13 protein-coding genes and 1 pseudogene are annotated in these 18,413 nt (G+C 63.4%); 12 read left to right on the plus strand and 2 right to left on the minus strand.

Annotation, left to right across the window (positions count from 1 at the left end; all coding sequences use genetic code 11):
- Position 1 precedes the first annotated feature (1 nt).
- From WIR04_RS14545 to WIR04_RS14595, 11 genes and pseudogenes are all read left to right on the plus strand, one after another.
- A pseudogene (locus WIR04_RS14545) lies at positions 2-181 on the plus strand (hypothetical protein); the annotation flags it as partial.
- Positions 182-795: 614 nt separating this feature from the next.
- Entirely contained in the window at positions 796-2,478 is a 1,683-nt protein-coding gene (locus tag WIR04_RS14550; RefSeq protein ID WP_025326232.1) for an ABC transporter substrate-binding protein, read from the plus strand.
- Between the two features lie 117 nt (positions 2,479-2,595).
- Positions 2,596-3,579 carry an ABC transporter permease gene (locus tag WIR04_RS14555; RefSeq protein ID WP_005331240.1) on the plus strand — a complete coding sequence of 328 codons (984 nt, stop codon included), beginning with the start codon at positions 2,596-2,598 and terminating at the stop codon, positions 3,577-3,579.
- 1 nt (position 3,580) lies between these two features.
- The gene (locus WIR04_RS14560) at positions 3,581-4,489 is read left to right on the plus strand and encodes an ABC transporter permease (RefSeq protein ID WP_163136087.1); all 909 of its coding nucleotides are present in this window, start codon (positions 3,581-3,583) and stop codon (positions 4,487-4,489) included.
- Complete coding sequence (locus tag WIR04_RS14565) at positions 4,486-5,508, plus strand: ABC transporter ATP-binding protein (RefSeq protein ID WP_338887853.1); 1,023 nt, start codon at positions 4,486-4,488, stop codon at positions 5,506-5,508. Before WIR04_RS14560 ends, WIR04_RS14565 begins: the two co-directional genes overlap by 4 nt.
- An 11-nt stretch (positions 5,509-5,519) precedes the next feature.
- Positions 5,520-6,512 (plus strand): ABC transporter ATP-binding protein, encoded by a 993-nt coding sequence (locus WIR04_RS14570; protein WP_338887855.1) that lies wholly within the window; start codon positions 5,520-5,522, stop codon positions 6,510-6,512.
- A gap of 102 nt (positions 6,513-6,614) precedes the next feature.
- Positions 6,615-8,330 carry a glycoside hydrolase family 9 protein gene (locus WIR04_RS14575; protein ID WP_338887857.1) on the plus strand — a complete coding sequence of 572 codons (1,716 nt, stop codon included), beginning with the start codon at positions 6,615-6,617 and terminating at the stop codon, positions 8,328-8,330.
- Positions 8,331-8,688: 358 nt separating this feature from the next.
- Positions 8,689-9,561 (plus strand): BadF/BadG/BcrA/BcrD ATPase family protein, encoded by an 873-nt coding sequence (locus tag WIR04_RS14580; protein WP_338887859.1) that lies wholly within the window; start codon positions 8,689-8,691, stop codon positions 9,559-9,561.
- Positions 9,562-9,711: 150 nt separating this feature from the next.
- Entirely contained in the window at positions 9,712-11,577 is a 1,866-nt protein-coding gene (locus WIR04_RS14585) for a beta-N-acetylhexosaminidase (RefSeq protein WP_338887861.1), read from the plus strand.
- Between the two features lie 200 nt (positions 11,578-11,777).
- Complete coding sequence (locus tag WIR04_RS14590; protein ID WP_338887863.1) at positions 11,778-13,331, plus strand: PAS domain-containing methyl-accepting chemotaxis protein; 1,554 nt, start codon at positions 11,778-11,780, stop codon at positions 13,329-13,331.
- A 77-nt stretch (positions 13,332-13,408) separates the two neighbouring features.
- On the plus strand, positions 13,409-13,765 hold the full coding sequence (locus tag WIR04_RS14595; protein ID WP_025326223.1) for an MGMT family protein: 357 nt from the start codon (positions 13,409-13,411) through the stop codon (positions 13,763-13,765).
- A 21-nt stretch (positions 13,766-13,786) separates the two neighbouring features.
- Here the strand turns inward: WIR04_RS14595 and WIR04_RS14600 are convergent, their stop codons facing one another.
- Both WIR04_RS14600 and topA read right to left on the minus strand, forming a co-directional pair.
- Positions 13,787-13,957, minus strand: coding sequence for a hypothetical protein (locus WIR04_RS14600; protein ID WP_162852227.1), 171 nt, complete (start codon positions 13,955-13,957; stop codon positions 13,787-13,789).
- 116 nt (positions 13,958-14,073) lie between these two features.
- Positions 14,074-16,695 (minus strand): type I DNA topoisomerase, encoded by a 2,622-nt coding sequence (topA, locus tag WIR04_RS14605; RefSeq protein ID WP_025326222.1) that lies wholly within the window; start codon positions 16,693-16,695, stop codon positions 14,074-14,076.
- A gap of 360 nt (positions 16,696-17,055) precedes the next feature.
- On the opposite strand from topA, the gene astB reads away from it, so the two are divergent.
- Positions 17,056-18,393 (plus strand): N-succinylarginine dihydrolase, encoded by a 1,338-nt coding sequence (astB, locus tag WIR04_RS14610; RefSeq protein WP_307765591.1) that lies wholly within the window; start codon positions 17,056-17,058, stop codon positions 18,391-18,393.
- Positions 18,394-18,413: the final 20 nt, after the last annotated feature.

The raw sequence follows: 18,413 nt of genomic DNA on the forward strand, positions 1-18,413 counted from the left end.
GGTCCCCAGCTATGACGATGCGGAGCTGGTGGTGGTCAACACCTGCGGCTTCATCGACAGCGCGGTACAGGAGCCGCTGGAAGCCATCGACGAGGCCCTGGCCGAGGCCAAGCGCCTGAAAGAGGCTGGCGTGAAGGAGATCCTGGTCATCTCCCAGGACACCTCCGCCTACGGCGTGGACGAGGTCCGCATCGACGAGGCGGACGAGTACGATCTGTGGGCCAGCCTGATCAAGTAATCCGCTAACGGATGTGGCGCCCGAAGCCAGTCAGTGAATGCTGACTGGCTTTTTTATTGCCCCAAATCAGCCAACACGAAAACCCTTGGCAGCCGGCGCCGGCTCCTTGCGCAAATAGGACGCCCCCCATCATCACCCGACTCAGCGGGATATGCCCCTTAGTGAGCCAGCGCACAGTTCTGCCCCGCCCCCCGGTTCGCTTGTTTCAAGCTCAAAATAAAGCCACTTAAGGGGAGCAAAAACGAGCACGATCCACTTCACACTATCGTCTTTGAATTGTCATAAAAGGTGACTTGGTACTTTGTGAGAATTAATGCAAGCGTATAATTTAAAAGGATTAAAAATAGAGTTTGACGATAATGACGAGAGAGTCCGAGTTTTTACGATATCGACGAAATGAAGAGTTGTTGTTTTCCTGTTAACTCTGCTTTTCTAAGGGCGTTGGATGACACAACTACAAGGGTGCAAAACCTGACCAACATTGAGGGCCGGCATCCAAGCATGGGATCCGGTGCTCCATTCCAAAACCATGGAAGACCAATAAGAAAGGAAAAAATATGCTTGCCAAAGTATCCAAAATCGCTACCTCAGTCATGCTGGGAACCCTGATGCTAGGTGCCGCCGGCACCGCCATGGCCGCCGAGAACAAGACGGTGCTGACCCTGGTCGCGCAACAGGAGACCGCATGGGTCAAGAACTTCAACCCCTTCCTGCAGGCCGGTCTGCTGCACACCACCCGTCACTTCATCTACGAGCCGCTGGTGATCTTCAACGATATGCAGGGTGGCAAACCCGTCTATCGTCTGGCCACCCACTACGCCTTCAGCGATGACCTGAAGTCGGTCACCTTTGACCTGCGCGAAGGGGTCAAGTGGTCCGATGGTGAAGCCTTCACCGCCGACGACATCCTCTTCTCCTTCAACCTGGTCAAGGCCAACAAGGCGCTGGACGAGCGCTCCATCTGGACTCAGATCAAGGGTGTCGAGAAGCTGGGTGAGCACAAGGTCAAATTCGACCTGGCCGAGGTCAACACCAACGTGGTGAACGACCTGGTGCTGGTGCCCATAGTCCCCGAGCATCAGTGGAAGTCGGTAAAAGACCCGGTTGCCTTCACCAACGACAAGCCGGTCGGCACAGGTCCCTTCACCGAAGTGGACAACTTCTCCGCCCAGCTCTATACCCAGTGCCGCAACCCGCACTACTGGGACAACGCCAACCTCGCCATCGACTGCCTGCGCATGCCGCAGATGGCCACCAACGACCAGGTACTGGCTGCTGTGATGAAGGGTGACGTGGACTGGTTCGGCTCCTTCGTGCCGGACATCGAGCGCCTCTACGTCGGCAACGATCCCAAGAACAACAAGTACTGGTTCCCCGCCTCCGGCACTGTGGCGTTCAACGTCAACTTCCAGAGCAAGAACCCGGGCAATAACGAAGCCTTCAACGACATCAACTTCCGCCGCGCCTTCTCCATGGCGATGGACCGCCAGTCCATGGTGGACATCGCGGGCTACGGTTACCCGACCGTCAACGAATACCCCTCAGGTCTGGGCAAGGCATTCGCCTCCTGGGACAACCCGGACGTCGAGAAGAAATACGGCAAGTACAACAAGTTCGACCTGGAAGGTGCCAAGGCTCTGCTGAAGGAAGCGGGCTACAAGGACTGTGACGGCGACAAGTTCCTCGACACCCCGAGCTGCAAGAAGATCGAGTTCAAGGTGCTGGTACCGAACGGCTGGACCGACTGGGTCAACACAGTCCAGATCGGTGTGGAAGGGCTGCAGGCCCTGGGTCTGAACGCCAAGACCTCCACCCCGGAAGCCACCGTCTGGACCGAGAACCTGATCACAGGTGACTTCGACGTCGCCCTGCAGGGGTACTTTGCCGGTGCCAACCCGCACAAGTACTTCGAGACCGCCTTCCACTCCCGCAACATGGGTGAGCGCGGCAACCGCTTCGCGGCGCCCCGTTACAAGGATCCCGAGCTCGACAAGCTGATCGATGACTTCACCCAGACCGCCGATGCGGCCAAGCAGAAGGAGATCATGTTTGCCATCCAGGAACGCGTCGGTGCCAACCAGACCATCATCCCGGTGTTCAACAACCCGACCTGGTACGAATACAGCACCAAGCGCTTCAATGGCTGGTTCAGTGCCGACAACCCGGTCGCCAAGCCGCAGGTACACCCGGACACCCCGGAGCGTCTGCTGCACGTGTTGTCACTCAAGCCAAACAGCTAATCACCTCGGCCCCCTGCGGGGGGCCTTTTTCCCCGCCATGTCTTCCATCCCCCGTCTTTGCCGGGGTTGGGGGAGCTTTGCCCGGCGCGGGGCAGGCTTGCAGTAAAAGGTATCACCATGGGATTTATACTTAGACGCTTCTCCTTCTATCTGGTCGCCTTCCTGGTGGCCGCCACCATCAACTTCCTGCTGCCCAGAGCCATGCCCGGAGATCCCGTCTCCGTCATGTTCGCCCGGGCCGGCGCCATGATGGAACCAGCCGCCCTCGAGGCCCTCAAGGCCACCTTCGGGTTCGTTGACGGTCCCATCACCACCCAGTTTCTCGCCTATGTGAAGAGTGTCTTCACCTGGGATCTCGGCACCTCGGTGCGCTACTACCCCCAACCGGTCGCTGACGTGCTCGGCCGCGCCATCGGCTGGACCCTGTTCCTGGTGGGCACCTCCACCATACTGAGCTTCTCCATCGGCTCCATCGTCGGCATCTTCGCCGCCTGGTACCGGGGGGGACGCATGGACAGCATCCTCTCCCCGCTCACCCTGGTGATGCAGGCCATTCCGCCCGTGGTGGTCTCCCTGCTCGCCCTCTTCCTGTTCGGAGTCAGTCTCGGCTGGCTGCCCATCGGCTACGCCTACAGCCCGGAGATCACCGCCGATTTCGGTTGGGAACACATCAAGAGCATCATGCTGCACGCCATCATGCCGGTGGGCACCCTGGCCATGGTGCAGGTGGGGGGTTTCCTCATCACCATGCGCAACAACATGATCAACCTCCTGGGTGAGGACTACATCACCATGGCCAAGGCCAAGGGGCTCTCCAGCAACAGGGTCATCTTCAACTACGGCGCCCGCAACGCCGTGCTGCCCAGCGTCACCGCCCTCTCCATGGCGCTCGGCTTCGTCATCGGTGGCTCCCTCATTACCGAGGTGATCTTCAACTACCCGGGCCTGGGGCTCACCCTCTACCAGGGCATCCTGGCCCGCGACTACCCGCTCATTCAGGGGCAACTGCTCATCATGACCATCACCATGCTCAGCTTCAACTTCCTGGCGGACGTGCTCTATGTCTTCCTGGATCCCCGTCTGCGTACAGGAGGCAAATAAGATGCGTATGCCGACTATTTTAAAAATCCTGCTGGGCAACAAGAAGGCCGCCTTCGGCCTCGCCATCGTGGTCACCTTCGTGCTGATGGCCCTGTTTGCCCCGCTGCTCGCCAGCAACGAGCCCACCAAGCGCGTTGCCCGCCCGCACCAGCCCCCCAGCGTGGAGCTGGTGATGGGCTCCAACCGCATGGGCCACGATCTCTGGGCCCAGTTCACCAGCGGTGCCCGCATCTCCCTGATGGTGGGCTTCGGGGCTGGCCTGCTGGTGTGCGCCCTCGCCATCGGTATCGGCATCACCGCCGGTTACTTCGGCGGCGTGGTGGACGAGTGCCTCACCTTCCTGATGAACGTGGTGCTGGTGATCCCCAACCTCCCCCTGCTGCTGGTATTGGCAAGCTTTATCGGGGAGGCGTCACCGACGGTGATCGCCCTCATCATCGGCTTTACCTCCTGGGCCTATGGCGCCCGGGTGATCCGTGCCCAGACCCTGGCGCTGCGGGAGAAAGAGTTCGTCATCGCCGCCGAAGTGCTGGGGGAGCCGGCCTGGCGCATCATACTGGTGGAGATACTGCCCAATCTCATCTCCATCATAGGGGTGAGCTTCATCGGCTCCATCATCTACGCCATCGTCACCGAGGCGACCCTGGAGTTCCTGGGACTCGGCGACCCCACAGTGGTCAGCTGGGGCATCATGCTCTACAACGCCCAGACCTCCAGCGCCATCCTGGTAGGCGCCTGGTGGGAAATCCTGGCCCCCTGCTTCGCCATCGCCACCCTGGGGGCGGGTCTGGCCATGCTCAACTTCGCCATCGACGAAATCGCCAACCCGCAACTGCGCTCCCACAAGGGCCTGCGTCGCTGGAAGCAGCTCGCCGTCCCGGTCACCGTCGCTCAGGAGAAGACAGCATGAGCTCGCAACAACCCCTGCTGTCGGTACGCCAGCTCTGCGTCGACTACATCACCGAGAACGGCGACGTGCGCGCCGTCAACTCGGTCAGCTTTGACATCATGCCGGGTGAGGTGTTCGGCCTCGCCGGCGAGTCCGGCTGCGGCAAGTCCACGGTCGCCTTCTCGGTGGCGCGCCTGCACAAGCCGCCCGCCTACATCAGCGGCGGCGAGATCCTGTTCAAGGGGGAGAACATCCTCGCCTTCGACGACGAGCGGCTGCGCAGCTACCGCTGGCGCCAGGCGAGCGTGGTGTTCCAGTCCGCCATGAATGCCTTGAACCCGGTGCTGCGCATGGAAGAGCAGTTCTGTGACGTGCTGCTGGCCCACAACCCCGGCATGACCCGCTACGAGGCGATCAAGCGCGCCCAGGAGCTGCTGGAAATAGTCGACATCCACCCGAGCCGGCTCAAGGACTACCCGCACCAGTTCTCCGGCGGCATGCGCCAGCGGCTGGTGATCGCCATCGCCATGGCCCTCAACCCCGAGCTCCTGATCATGGATGAGCCCACCACGGCACTGGATGTGGTGGTGCAGCGGGAGATACTGCAGAAGGTCTACGCCCTCAAGGCGAAGTTCAACTTCTCCATTCTCTTCATCACCCACGACCTTTCGCTCATGGTCGAGTTCTGCGATCGCATCGGCATCATGTACGCCGGCGAACTGGTGGAGGTGGCGCCGGCCAAGGCGATACTGACCGCGCCCCTGCACCCCTACACCAAGGGGCTCGGCAACTCCTTCCCGCCCCTGCACGGCCCGAAAACCGTGCTGGAGGGGATCCCCGGCACCCCCCTCAACCTGCTGGAGGTGCCGGTCGGCTGCCGCTTCCAGGCCCGCTGCGGCAAGGTGCACGAGCGCTGCCGCCAGGAGTACACCCGGCTGGCCGAGATCCGGCCCGGGCAGCAGGCCGCCTGCCACCTCTATGACTCGGCCGAGGAACAACTGGACCACCCCATCTATCTGGACAAGGCCGCTGGCTGTTAAGGATGTCTGTCATGCAAATCGCCCAAACCGACGCGCCCATCATCGAGGTCCAGCATCTCTACAAGGACTTCGCCGTCAACTCCAATGCCATCAAGAGCGGCAAGATGCGGGCCCTCTCCGACATCACCTTCAACCTCCACCGGGGCCGCGCCCTGGCGGTGGTGGGGGAGTCGGGCTCCGGCAAGAGCACCATCGCCAAGATCATCGCCAAGATGTACAAGCTCTCCAACGGCCGCATCCTCTACCGGGGCCGGGATCTGGAGGAGTTCAACAAGGGCACCGCCCTGCTGGACTACCGCCAGAGCGTGCAGATGGTGTGGCAAGACCCGTTCGGTTCGCTCAACCCGACCCACACCATCTACCACCACATAGCCCGCCCCCTGCTGCTGCACAGCAAGGTGAGCGACAAGCGGGATCTGCCCGACATGGTCTATGGCCTCCTTGAAAAGGTGGGGCTGACCCCGGCCAAGGCGACGGCGGCCAAATACCCCCACCAGCTCTCCGGCGGCCAGCGCCAGCGGGTCAACATCGCCCGCAACCTGGCGGTGGAGGCAGAAGTGGTGCTGGCGGACGAGCCCACCTCCATGCTCGACGTCTCCATTCGCATCGGCATCCTCAACCTGATGGAGCAGATGAAGAACGAGCTCGGCGTCTCCATGCTCTACATCACCCACGACATCGCCACCGCCCGCTACGTGGCGGAAGATCTCGCGGTGATGTACGTGGGCCACATGGTGGAGTGGGGCGAGGTGGACGAGATACTGCACCACCCCCAGCATCCCTATACCCAGCTGCTCATCTCGGCGGTGCCGGATCCGGAGAAGAGCATCCATGCCGAGCTGGAGGGGGGCCGCAAGGGGGAGATCCCGCTCTGGACGCCGGAATCCCGGGGCTGCCCCTTCGCCGGTCGCTGCCATCAGGCCATGGCGCGCTGCAAGGAGAGCCTGCCCCCCGTGACCAAGCTTGCCGACAACCACTTCGTGCGCTGCTACCTGCACGAATAAGCCAGCCCCCCGCTCAGGGGGCGGCCTTACCGGCCCGCGATACCTTCACCCGGGCCTCCTCGCGAGGCCCCTTCATTGCCCCAGACCAGGGAGTAAAGCTGGATGGAACTCTTGATCAATCAGGTGGGTTACGATTGTGACGGACACAAGATTGCCCTGCTGCAGACCGCCGCCGACGTGGAAATAAGCGGCCTGGTGCGACTGCGCCGCCTGCATGATGACCGCCTCCTGCTGGAGGTTCCTCTCCAGGCCGCAGGCCAGGTGCCCGGCTGGCAGGGACGTGCCTACTGGCGTGCCGACTTCAGCGCCTTCAAGGAGTCCGGCCACTACCGGCTGGAGGCGATCACCGCACAAGGCATAGTCCGCTCCACCCGCTTCGCCATAGGTCAGGATCTGCTGATCGGCCGCTGCCTCTCCGATGTCATTCACTACTTCAAGGGCCAGCGTGCCAGCGGCGCCTTCGATAGAGCCGACCGCAGCGCCCGACTGTTTGGCACCGACCAGCGCAAGGATGTGCACGGCGGCTGGTTCGATGCCAGCGGCGACATGAGCAAATACCTGAGCCACCTCTCCTACGCCAACTACCTCAACCCCCAGCAGACCCCCCTGGTGGTATGGAGCCTGCTCAAGAGCCGGGCGCTCCTGGCGACGCGCCGCGACATCGACGGGCTGAACCTCTGCAAGCGGCTCAGTGACGAGGGGCTGCACGGGGCGGATTTTCTCTGCCGGATGCAAGATGAGAGCGGCTTCTTCTACATGACGCTGTTCGACAAGTGGAGCAAGGATCCCGAGCAGCGCGAGCTGTGCGCCTACGCCACCCAGCAGGGGCTCAAGTCAGCCAACTGGCAGGCGGGTTTCCGGCAAGGGGGCGGCATGGCCATCGCCGCCCTGGCCCGGGCCGCCCGCGAGCAGACCGGCGGCGACTTCGATACCAGCCACTATGCCGAGGCGGCCAGGCGCGGCTACCTGCACCTGCGCGAGCACAACCTCGCCTATCTGGACGACGGTCGCGAGAACATCATCGACGACTATTGCGCCCTGCTGGCGGCGGTCGAGCTGACCCAGACCCTTGGCCGCGACTGGCTCGGGGAGGCAAGGGAGAGGGCCGGCAGGCTCTGCGCCCGCCAGCGCCCCCACCCCGAGCTCGGCCACTACTGGAGTGCCAACGACGACGGCTCGCGTCCCTACTACCACGCCGCCGAGGCGGGTCTGCCGGTGCTGGCCCTGCTGGAATACCTGGGGGTCGAGCCGGATCAGGATCGCCGCGCCCGGGTGAATGCCGTGGTGCAGCAGGCGCTGGCCGCCGAGCTGGCCCTCGCCGCCCGGGCGGGCAACCCCTTCGCCCTGGCACGCCAATATGTGAAGGGGGTGGACGAAGACCCCCGCATCAGCTTCTTTATGCCCCACCACAACGAGTCCGGTTACTGGTGGCAGGGGGAGAACGCCCGGCTGGCCTCCCTGGCCGCCATGGCCTTCGCTGCGGCCCGCCACTTCCCCCAGCAGAGCCCACTCCTGATGACGTTCGGCCAGCGCCAGCTCGACTGGATCCTCGGGCAAAACCCCTTCAACGCCTGCATGCTGGCGGGGCACGGCATCAACAACCCGAGCTACACCGCCGGTTATCCCAATGCCCTCGGCGGCATCTGCAACGGCATCACCGCCGGGTTCGATGACGAGGCTGAGGTCGCCTTCATTCCCGAGGAGTACAGGGATCGGCTGGATCAGAACTGGCGCTGGGGGGAGCAGTGGATCCCCCACGCCGCCTGGTTCGCCCTGGCCATCAGTTGGCAGAGTGCGCCGGAGGCTCGTCATGATTGAGACGTACAAGGATCGGCTCGGACATCATTGGCGCAGGAGAGAGCAGTGGATCCTCCAATCATTCAGCCTGGTTTGCCCTGGCCATCAGCTGGCAGAGTGCGCCGGAGGCTCGTCATGATTGAGACGCACAAGGATCGGCTCGGACATCATTGGCGCAGGAAAGAGCCGTGGATCCTCCAATCATTCAGCCTGGTTCGCCCTGGCCATCAGCTGGCAGAGTACGCCGGAGGCTCGTCATGATTGAGACGTACAAGGATCGGCTCGGACATCATTGGCGCAGGAGAGAGCCGTGGATCCTCCAATCATTCAGCCTGGTTGGCCCTGGCCATCAGCTGGCAGAGTGCGCCGGAGGCTCGTCATGATTGAGTACTGGGTCGGGGTCGATGGCGGAGGGACCCACACCCGCGCCCGCATTCGGGACAAGGGGGGCAGAGTGCTGGGAGAGGGGCGCGCCGCGGGCTCCAATCTGGAGCTCGGCATTGCGCTCGCCCACGCCAATGTGCTGGCGGCCATCGAGCAGGCCCGCCTTGAGGCAGGGCTCCCCCGGGAGAGTAAGCAGCAAATGGGGGTGGGGCTGGCGCTGGCCTCCGCCGAGCTGCCCGACTGCTACCAGGCCCTGCTCGAGATGCCCTTCCCCTTTGCCAGCGTGCGGCTCACCTCCGACGCCTTCGGCGCCTGCCTGGGCGCCTTTGGTGGTCGGGAGGGGGCCATCCTCATCGCCGGCACAGGGTCAGCCGGGCTCATCTACCGCCATGGCCAGCTCCATAGCTGCTCAGGGCGAGGCTTTCCCATCTCGGATCTCGGCAGCGGTGCCTGGCTGGGGCTGCGCGCCATCCAGCAATCCCTGCTCTGCCACGACGGTATCCTGCCCCCCAGCCTGCTCGCCGTGCGCCTGCTCGATCATTTCAAGCGGGATCAGGCGGAGGTGGTGCGCTGGGCTGCCCGCGCCATTCCCGCCGACTATGGCCGCTTCGCCCCCTGGGTGTTCGACGCCGCCAGCGACGGGGATGAGCTCGCCAACCAGCTGCTGGACGAAACCTGCGCCCAGTTGCAGACCCTGCTGGAGGGCATGGGGCAGCTGGGAGCCGACCGCATCGCCCTGCTTGGCGGCGTCGGCATGCGCCTGGCCCCTCGCCTGGGACACCTCAACCTGGTTCCCCCGCAAGCCGATGCGCTGGAAGGCGCCATCCTGTTTGCCCAGTCGGAGGCCTACCCATGCCTGCATCCTTAAGCCCTGCCCGGCGTGAACGATACGCTGGAGAGGGCACAGCCCCGTTTGCCCAGCCGGAGGACTACCCATGCCTGCATCCCTTAGCACTGTCCACGCCGAGCCACCTGCGCGAGAGGACCCCATCTTGTTCACCCCATCAGAGGAATACCCATGTCTGCACCCCTGATCCATACCCAGATCGACCGTCGCGACGGTGAAGACGTCTGGTTCCGCTTCACCCTGAGCCAGCTCCCGGCCAGCCCTTGGAAGCTGCACTTCTGCCTGGCCCGTCAAATCGATCCCCAGTCGGTGGAAGGGGGATCCCTGGCACGCCAGAGCGGCAGCTACAAGGTGCTGGTGCCTCATGAGGGAGTCAGCGAGCTGCGTTTTTGCTGCCGCAACACCCCCATCAAGCGCTACTCCGACCTGCCCCAAGGCTTCTTCCTCAGCCTGACGGACGAAGGTGCCCAGCCGCTGCTGCAACCCCTGGTGCAGGCGGGCCTGGATCTCGGCCTGCCGCCGAGTCCGGCGGCGGCCCCCGATCTGCCCGAGGTGGAGCCCGCCAACGGCATAGTGCCCCAGCCGACTCAGCTGCGACTGCCGGAAGGCAACTTCCGCCTGGCCGAGCGGGCCCATGTCAGCGGCCCTGTCTCCCTCGCCCCCCTGCTGGCCCATTTCAACGAGCTGACGGGGCTCGCCCTGACCCAGGATCACGACGCCGAGATCCACCTGGTCGAGGCACAGCTCCCCCAGGAGGCTTACCAGCTCGTCATCACCACAGAGGAGATCCGCATCCGGGCTGCCGGCGAGGCTGGCTGGCGCCACGGTCTGGTGACCCTGGCCCAGTGGGTCCTGCAACACGGGGAGAGCCTGCCCTGCCTCGAGGTGGAGGATGCGCCCAGGTTCGGTTTTCGCGGCATCTTCCTCGACTGCGCCCGCCACTTCCACTCCATCGCCACCCTCAAGCGCCTGCTCAAGCAGATGAGCCTCTACAAGTTCAACCGCTTCCACTGGCACCTGACCGATGACGAAGGCTGGCGCCTCGAGATCAAGGCCTTCCCCCGGCTGACCGAAGTGGCGGCCTGGCGGGGACATGGCCTGGCGGTGGGCCCCCAGCTCAGCGGCGGCCCCGAACCTTATGGCGGCTACTACACCCAGAGCGAGGTGCGCGAACTGGTGGCCTATGCCGCTGGGCTCGGCATCACCATCATCCCGGAGATAGACATCCCGGGTCACTGCCACGCGGCCATCAAGGCGCTGCCCGAGCTGCTGCGGGAAGAGGCGGACAGCTCCCGCTACCTCTCGGTGCAATATTTTGACGACAACGTGCTCAACCCGGCCCTACCCGGTACCTATCGCTTCCTGGAGGCGGTGATCGACGAGGTGTGCGCGCTCTTCCCCGGCACTCAGGTGCACATGGGGGGGGACGAGGTGCCGACCGGGGTCTGGACCGACAGCCCCGCCTGTCAGCAGTTGATGGCAGAGCAGGGTTACTCCGATTGCCGGGAGCTGCAGGGCCACCTGCTGCGCCACTGCCAGCAATACCTGGCGGCCAGGGGCAAGCAGATGCTGGGCTGGGAAGAGATACTGCACGGGGACAAGGTGAGCCGGGACGCCACCATCTTCGCCTGGACCAGCTTCCAGGCGGGGCTGGATGCCGCCTCCGCGGGCTACCCCGTGGTGATGGCCCCGGCCCAGTCCCTCTATCTGGATCTCGCCTGGAGCCCGGACATCCATGAACCCGGGCTCTACTGGGCGGGGACCCTCAATCTGGAGCAGGTCTACCGATGTGACCCTGCGCCGGCCGATTTCCATGCCAACGATAACATCCTGGGGGTGCTGAGCCCCTTGTGGTCGGAACTGATCACCTCTCGCGATCGTCTCGACTACATGTTGTTCCCGCGCATGCTGGCCACGGCCGAGGTAGCCTGGAGCGACCCCGCCCGCAAGGCCTGGGATCACTTCGCTGCCCGCCTGCCCGGCCAGCTGCAGATCCTCGATCAGTTGCAGGTGCGTTACCGGGTACCACAGAGGTAGTGTTATCTTTCTCTTTTTGGCGACCTTTTGGTCGCCATTTTTTTACCACCAAACAACAAAAATCCAACCTAGCCCCTACTTTTACTCTGCCTTTGTTGGCAAAATAAGGCCCCCGATGAGGCCGGGCAAGAGGCACTGCGCCCGGGCCTGCATCCGGTTCAACCACAATAACAACCAGCAACGCATCGGAGCTTATCCTTATGGCCCGCAAACACGTCCAGATCCAGGACAGTGAAGTTGAGTTCCCCGCCGACGTGCAACTCGTCTCCACCACGGATCTGCGCGGCGTCATCACCTACGCCAACCCCGCCTTCTGCCGCATCGCCGGCTACCATGTCGATGAACTGGTCGGACACAACCACAATCTGGTACGTCACCCCGACATGCCCAAGGCCGCCTTCGCCGACCTCTGGGATCGCCTCAAGGAGGGCAACCCCTGGCGCGGCATGGTCAAGAACCGCTGCAAGGATGGCCGCTATTACTGGGTCGACGCCTATGTGACCCCCATCTACGAGAACGGCAAGATAAGCGGCTACCAGTCGGTGCGCTGCAAGCCCGAACCCCAGCTCAAGCAGGTCGCCACCCAGGCCTATCAGGCCCTGCTCAAGGCCGAACAGGGCGGCGCCAGCAAGCTGCCCTCCCTGCACAGTGCCAGACCCCTGCTGCTCGGCCTGCTGATGCTGGCCCTATTCGGTTGGGCGGCCTTCTCCCAGGGGGCCCTGACGGTGCTGCTGATGCTGCTGCCCCTGCTGGCCGTCGCCGGCGCTTACTGGCGCGAGCTCATCTCGCTGCCACGCTACCTCAAGCGGCTCGGCCAGCAATATGACAGCCTGACCCGGCTGGTCTACTCGGGGGACGCCCCCGGCGCCATCGCCGATTTCCATCTCAAGATGCTGCAGGCCCGCATTCGTACCGTACTGGGTCGGGTCAACGACGCCACCCATCCCCTGCAGACCCTGGCGACCGACCTGCAGGACTCTTCCCATCAAGCCTTCCTCGACATCAACGAGCAGGACGCCCAGACCCAGCAGATGGCCGCCGCCATGACCCAGATGGCCAGCACGGCCCACGAGATAGCGCGCAACATCCAGGACACCAACAGCCAGGTGACAGAGGCACGCAGCAGTTGCCAGCATACGGTGCAGCAGCTGGATCAGACCGAGCAGCAGATGGAGCTGCTGGCCAGGCAGGCGGAGCATGCCTTCCACTCCGCCGTCGAGCTGGCGAACGAATCCGAGCGGATCGGCAGCGTCATGGGCGAGATCCAGGGCATCGCCGAGCAGACCAACCTGCTGGCCCTCAACGCCGCCATCGAGGCGGCCCGGGCCGGTGAACAGGGACGTGGCTTTGCGGTGGTGGCGGACGAGGTGCGCACCCTGTCCACCCGCACCCACAAGGCGACCGAGCAGATCCAGGGCAGCATCCGCCAGATCCAGCAGACCCTGGGCCGCTGGCAGGGGATGATGCAGGACAACCTGGCCCAGACCCGGGAATGCGCCCTGATGACGCGCCAGGGGTCCGGCAACCTGCATCTGGTGCTGGGGGAGATAGATCAGGTGACCGAGTTCTCCACCCAGATAGCCGCCGCAGCCGAACAGCAGCAAGCGGTGGTGGAGGAGATCAGCCGCAACATCCACCAGATCTCCCAGTACTCCCGCGCCAACAGCCAGAAGATACAGGCGGTGGACAACTCCAGCCAGGAGCTGCTCAAACGCGCCAGCGAGCTCAGGGGGCTGAGCCAGACCTTCGGCTGAGCCGGATCCCGTATTGCCCCCCAGACCACGGAAGCGCCACAATGGTGGCGCTTTTGTTTCACGTCGAGTAAGGCCCCATGATGATGACTCCTCCCCCTCCCCCCTTGAACAAGGTGGCACGCATCGAGGCTATCCTGGCCCTGATCCCGGCCGGTCGCGTGGTGAGCTATGGCCAGGTCGCCGATCTGGCGGGCCTGCCCGGGCGGGCGCGGCTGGTGGGAAAAGTGTTGCGGGAGACGGACAAGACACTGCCCTGGCACCGTGTGCTGGGCGCAGGCGGTACCATCTCCTTGCCCAAGGGCTCGGCGGGTTTCGATGAACAGATAGGAAGATTGCAGGAAGAGGGGGTGCCGGTGATCAAGGGGCGGGTCAGGATGCGGGAGTGGCAGTGGCAGCCCGACCTCGCCGAGCTGCTCTTTCTGATCCCGTTCTAGCGCCTGTCAGGGGCGCCGCCGCTAGTCGCTGGCAAGGGGGCCCAGGATGTCGTCGCAACGTACCTGCACCGGTATGGTCTCGTCTTCCCGCTGCAGCAATACCAGCAGACTCTGCCTGTCCACTTCCAGCACATAGGCCGTTCCTTCCCGGGTCAGACAGGTCATGCCTGGCCGGATTTCATGTATCTCCATGACAACCTCCCTGTCTTGTGCTGCCATCCATGCAGCCCTCTCAGTATACCGCCATCTCCCAATAAAAAGGCCCCTCGCAAGGGGCCTCTTTCATCATGATGTGAGCGGTGACGCGATCAGGACTTCTTCGCCTTAGCCAGGCTCTCCTGCCACTTCCCATTGTCGTAATGGGCGGTCCAGCCCGTTGCCTTGCCGTTCACCTCCGTCATCACGTACTGCTCCTTGCTCTTGCGGCTGAAGCGCACCACGGATGCGTTACCGTCAGGATCTGACGCCGGGGCGTCGGCCAGGTACTGATGCTTGGGCGAGAGGCGGTCGCGGAAGCGCTTGAGCTCCTCCACTAGTGGCGCACGAGTCTCACGGGATTTCGGGAAGTTGCTGGCGGCGAGGAAGAGACCGGCCGCCCCGTCACGCAGCACGAAGTGGGCGTCGGACTGGGTGCACTTGAGCTCGGGCAGCGGCACCGGATCTTCCTTCGGCGGCGCTATGTCACCGTTTTTCAGGATCTTGCGGGTGTTCTTGCAGGTCTCGTTGGTGCAACCCATGTACTTGCCGAAGCGGCCGTTCTTGAGCTGCATCTCGGAGCCGCAGCGATCGCATTCGATGCTCGGCCCTTCGTAGCCCTTGAGCTTGAACTGGCCCTGCTCGATTTCGTAGCCGTCGCAGTCCGGGTTGCGACCGCAGACGTGCAACTTGCGGCTGTCGTCGATGATATAGGCATCCATGGCGGTGCCGCAGACGCCGCAGCGGTGCTTGGCGCGCAGCGCCTCGGTTTCCGCCTCGTCACCGTCGGTGGCGGAGACGAACTCGTCCGCACTGACCAGGTTGATGGTCTTCTTGCAGCGCTCTTTCGGCGGCAGGGCATAGCCGGAGCAGCCGAGGAAGACCCCGGTGGTGGCGGTGCGAATGCCCATCTTGCGGCCGCAGTCCGGGCAGTCGATGTCGGTCAGCACCATCTGGTTGGCACGCATGCCCCCCTCTTCCGCCGGCTTGTCGGCCTGCTCCAGCTCCTGGGTAAACTCGGCGTAAAAGGCGTCCAGCACCTTCTTCCACTCCAGGCTGCCTTCGGCGATGCCATCGAGCTTGTCTTCCATCTTGGCGGTGAACTCGTAGTTCATCAGCTCGACGAAATTTTCCACCAGACGGTCGGTGACGATCTCACCCATCTTCTCGGCGAAGAAGCGGCGGCTCTCGACCCGCACATAGCCGCGATCGACGATGGTGGAGATGATGGAGGCGTAGGTGGACGGGCGGCCGATGCCGCGTTTTTCCAGCTCGCGCACCAGGGCCGCTTCGGTGAAGCGGGCGGGCGGCTTGGTGAAGTGCTGACGGGGATCCAGCTTGACCAGCTTCAGGATCTCGCCGACGGTCACCGCCGGCAACTGGTTGTCTTCTCCCTTGCGACCCATGGGCGGCAGGGCCTTGGTCCAACCGGCGAAGCGCAGGGTGCGACCGCGGGCCTTGAGCTCGAACTCGCCCGCCTTGACGGTCAGGGTGGAGGAGTCGTACTGGGCCGGGGTCATCTGGCAGGCCACAAACTGGCGCCAGATGAGGTCATAGAGCCGCATGGCATCCGGCTCCATCCCTTCCAGCATCTCGGCAGTCACCAGCACGTTGGAGGGACGGATCGCCTCGTGGGCCTCCTGGGCGCCTGCCTTGGAGCCATAGAGCGTCGGCTCGGCCGGCAGGTAGGCAGCGCCATACTGCTCGCCGATATATTCGCGCACCGCCTCGACCGCCTCTTTGCTGAGGTTGGTGGAGTCGGTACGCATGTAGGTGATGTAACCCGCTTCATAGAGACGCTGGGCCATCATCATGGTCTTCTTGACCCCGAAGCTCAGTCGGGTGGAAGCCGCCTGCTGCAGGGTGGAGGTGATGAAGGGGGCGGATGGCTTGGAGCCGGTCGGCTTGTCTTCCCGGTTCACCACCTTGTAGTCGACCCCTTCCAGGGCGGCCACGGCGGCGAAGGTCTCGGCCTGGGTCACCGGCTTGAAATCGACGCCGTTGCGGCTGACCACTTCCATCCGCAGATCGGCCTTGTCACCGGTCAGCAGGTCGGCGTTGAGATCCCAGAACTCAACCGGCACGAAGGCCTTGATCTCGCGCTCTTTATCGACGATGAGGCGCACAGCGACAGACTGCACCCGGCCGGCGGAGAGACCGCGGGCCAGCTTCTTCCACAGCAGTGGGGAGACCATGTAGCCCACCACCCGGTCAAGGAAGCGACGAGCCTGCTGGGCGTTGACGCGATGGATGTTCAGATCGGACGGCTGGGCAAAGGCCTCCTGGATGGCGGTCTTGGTGATCTCGTTGAACACCACCCGCTTGTAGCGGCTGTCATCACCGCCGATGATCTCGCGCAGGTGCCAGGCGATCGCCTCTCCTTCTCTGTCCAAGTCGGTTGCGAGATAGATGGTGTCGGCCTTCTCGGCCAGACTCTGCAACTCGCTGACCACTTTCTCCTTGCCGGGCAAAATCTGGTAGTTGGCCTGCCAGCCTGCGGTCGGGTTGATCCCCATCCTGGAGAACAGGGCGTTGCGATCCTTGGCCGCCTTCTCGGATTCGCTGAGCTTGATGCCGCGAATGACAGGTTTTTTGGGCTCTGTGCTGGCGCTGCCGCTGGTCGGCAGATCGCGCACGTGACCGACGCTGGATTTCACCACGTAGTCCTTGCCCAAATATTTGTTGATGGTCTTGGCCTTGGCCGGAGACTCCACTATGACCAGTGATTTGCCCATGCTGTAACTATTATCCTCATTGCACCCGACGGGGTTGGCGTGCGGTTTTGTGGGGCTGTATAAGAGATTTGACGGGAAAAAGCAATCTTGTGAACAAATTTGCCATGCAGCCCGAACCGCCTTGCTTCTTTATTTATTAATGCGAAGGGGACGCGCGGGAAGCAACCGCTTTTTTGTTTTTATGCTATATCCCCCCCTTTTTTAGATTGGAAATGACATATCCAGCCACCCCCGTCACATAAAAAACCACCTTGGTTATCAGCTTGTTACAAAGGATGAAATCTCTTTATAATGGCCGCACGCCGCAGCTTTGTGCGCGGAAGGAACCGCTCCCCATATAAAAATCGAAAGGATGTAGTCATGAAGCACTTCGAGGTCAACTTCGACGGCCTGGTCGGCCCCACCCACAACTATGCCGGCCTCTCCTATGGCAATGTGGCGTCCCAAAGCAACGCCAAGGAAGCGTCCAATCCGAAGGAGGCCGCCAAGCAAGGGCTGCGCAAGATGAAGGCGCTGACCGAGCTCGGCATGACGCAAGGGGTGCTGGCGCCCCAGGAGCGGCCGGATCTCGCCACCCTGCGCCGCCTCGGCTTCACCGGCAACGATGCCAGCGTCCTGGCCCAGGCCGCGAAACAGGCCCCCGCCGTGCTGGCCGCCTGTTACTCCGCCTCCAGCATGTGGACCGCCAACGCCGCCACCGTCTCACCGAGCGCCGACACCCAGGATGGCCGCATTCACTTCACCCCCGCCAACCTGACCAACAAGTTCCACCGCTCCCTGGAGCCCGAAGTGACAGGCCGCATCCTGCGCGCCGTGTTCAACAACGATCGTCACTTCAGCCACCATCAGCACCTGCCGGAGAACGACCACTTCGGTGACGAGGGGGCCGCCAACCACACCCGTCTGTGCCGCGCCTACGGCGAGGCCGGGGTCGAGCTGTTCGTCTATGGCCGCAGCGCCTTCGACGTCTCCCAGCCCGCCCCCAAGCGCTATCCGGCCCGCCAGACCCTGGAGGCCAGCCAGGCCATTGCCCGCCTGCATGGACTCGGGGAAGAGAGCGCCGTCTTCATCCAGCAAAACCCGGACGTGATCGATCAGGGGGTGTTCCACAACGACGTGATAGCGGTGGGCAACCAGAACGTGCTCTTCTTCCACCAGCAGGCCTTCCTCCATACCGAGGCGGCCCTGGCCGAGGTGCGCACCAAGTTCGGCGAGGGGGAGCTGCACTTTATCGAGGTGCCGACCAATGAGGTGTCGGTACAGGATGCGGTGAAATCCTATCTGTTCAACACCCAGATCCTGACCCTGCCGAGCGGCGAGATGGCGATCATCGCCCCCACCGAGTGCCGCGACAATCCGGCGGTCTCTGCCTATCTGGCCAAGCTGGTGACCCTGGGCACCCCCATCAAGGGAGTGCACTTCATGGACGTGAAGCAGAGCATGAAGAACGGCGGCGGCCCCGCCTGCCTGCGACTGCGGGTTGCCATGAACGACGCCGAGCTGGCGGCGGTCAACCCGGCCTGCCTCATCAACGACAGCCAGTTTGTCCGTCTGGACAACTGGGTCGAGCGCCACTACCGCGACAGCCTGTCGCTGGACGATCTGCGCGACCCTTCCCTGGTGCTGGAGACCCGCACCGCTCTGGACGAGCTGACCCAGATCCTGAAGCTGGGATCCGTCTACCCCTTCCAGCGCTGAGACGCAGGAGAGACGGGATC

It is taken from the genome of Aeromonas rivipollensis, assembly GCF_037811135.1.
Classification (GTDB): domain Bacteria; phylum Pseudomonadota; class Gammaproteobacteria; order Enterobacterales; family Aeromonadaceae; genus Aeromonas; species Aeromonas rivipollensis.

Excerpts from the sequence above, each read along its gene's own strand:
- WIR04_RS14595 (WP_025326223.1), top strand. The coding sequence starts at position 13,409 with ATGATGATGACTCCTCCCCCTCCCCCCTTGAACAAGGTGGCACGCATC.
- topA (WP_025326222.1), bottom strand. The coding sequence starts at position 16,695 with ATGGGCAAATCACTGGTCATAGTGGAGTCTCCGGCCAAGGCCAAGACC.
- WIR04_RS14580 (WP_338887859.1), top strand. The coding sequence starts at position 8,689 with ATGATTGAGTACTGGGTCGGGGTCGATGGCGGAGGGACCCACACCCGC.
- WIR04_RS14590 (WP_338887863.1), top strand. The coding sequence starts at position 11,778 with ATGGCCCGCAAACACGTCCAGATCCAGGACAGTGAAGTTGAGTTCCCC.
- WIR04_RS14575 (WP_338887857.1), top strand. The coding sequence starts at position 6,615 with ATGGAACTCTTGATCAATCAGGTGGGTTACGATTGTGACGGACACAAG.
- WIR04_RS14555 (WP_005331240.1), top strand. The coding sequence starts at position 2,596 with ATGGGATTTATACTTAGACGCTTCTCCTTCTATCTGGTCGCCTTCCTG.
- WIR04_RS14570 (WP_338887855.1), top strand. The coding sequence starts at position 5,520 with ATGCAAATCGCCCAAACCGACGCGCCCATCATCGAGGTCCAGCATCTC.
- astB (WP_307765591.1), top strand. The coding sequence starts at position 17,056 with ATGAAGCACTTCGAGGTCAACTTCGACGGCCTGGTCGGCCCCACCCAC.
- WIR04_RS14550 (WP_025326232.1), top strand. The coding sequence starts at position 796 with ATGCTTGCCAAAGTATCCAAAATCGCTACCTCAGTCATGCTGGGAACC.
- WIR04_RS14565 (WP_338887853.1), top strand. The coding sequence starts at position 4,486 with ATGAGCTCGCAACAACCCCTGCTGTCGGTACGCCAGCTCTGCGTCGAC.
- WIR04_RS14585 (WP_338887861.1), top strand. The coding sequence starts at position 9,712 with ATGTCTGCACCCCTGATCCATACCCAGATCGACCGTCGCGACGGTGAA.
- WIR04_RS14560 (WP_163136087.1), top strand. The coding sequence starts at position 3,581 with ATGCGTATGCCGACTATTTTAAAAATCCTGCTGGGCAACAAGAAGGCC.
- WIR04_RS14600 (WP_162852227.1), bottom strand. The coding sequence starts at position 13,957 with ATGGAGATACATGAAATCCGGCCAGGCATGACCTGTCTGACCCGGGAA.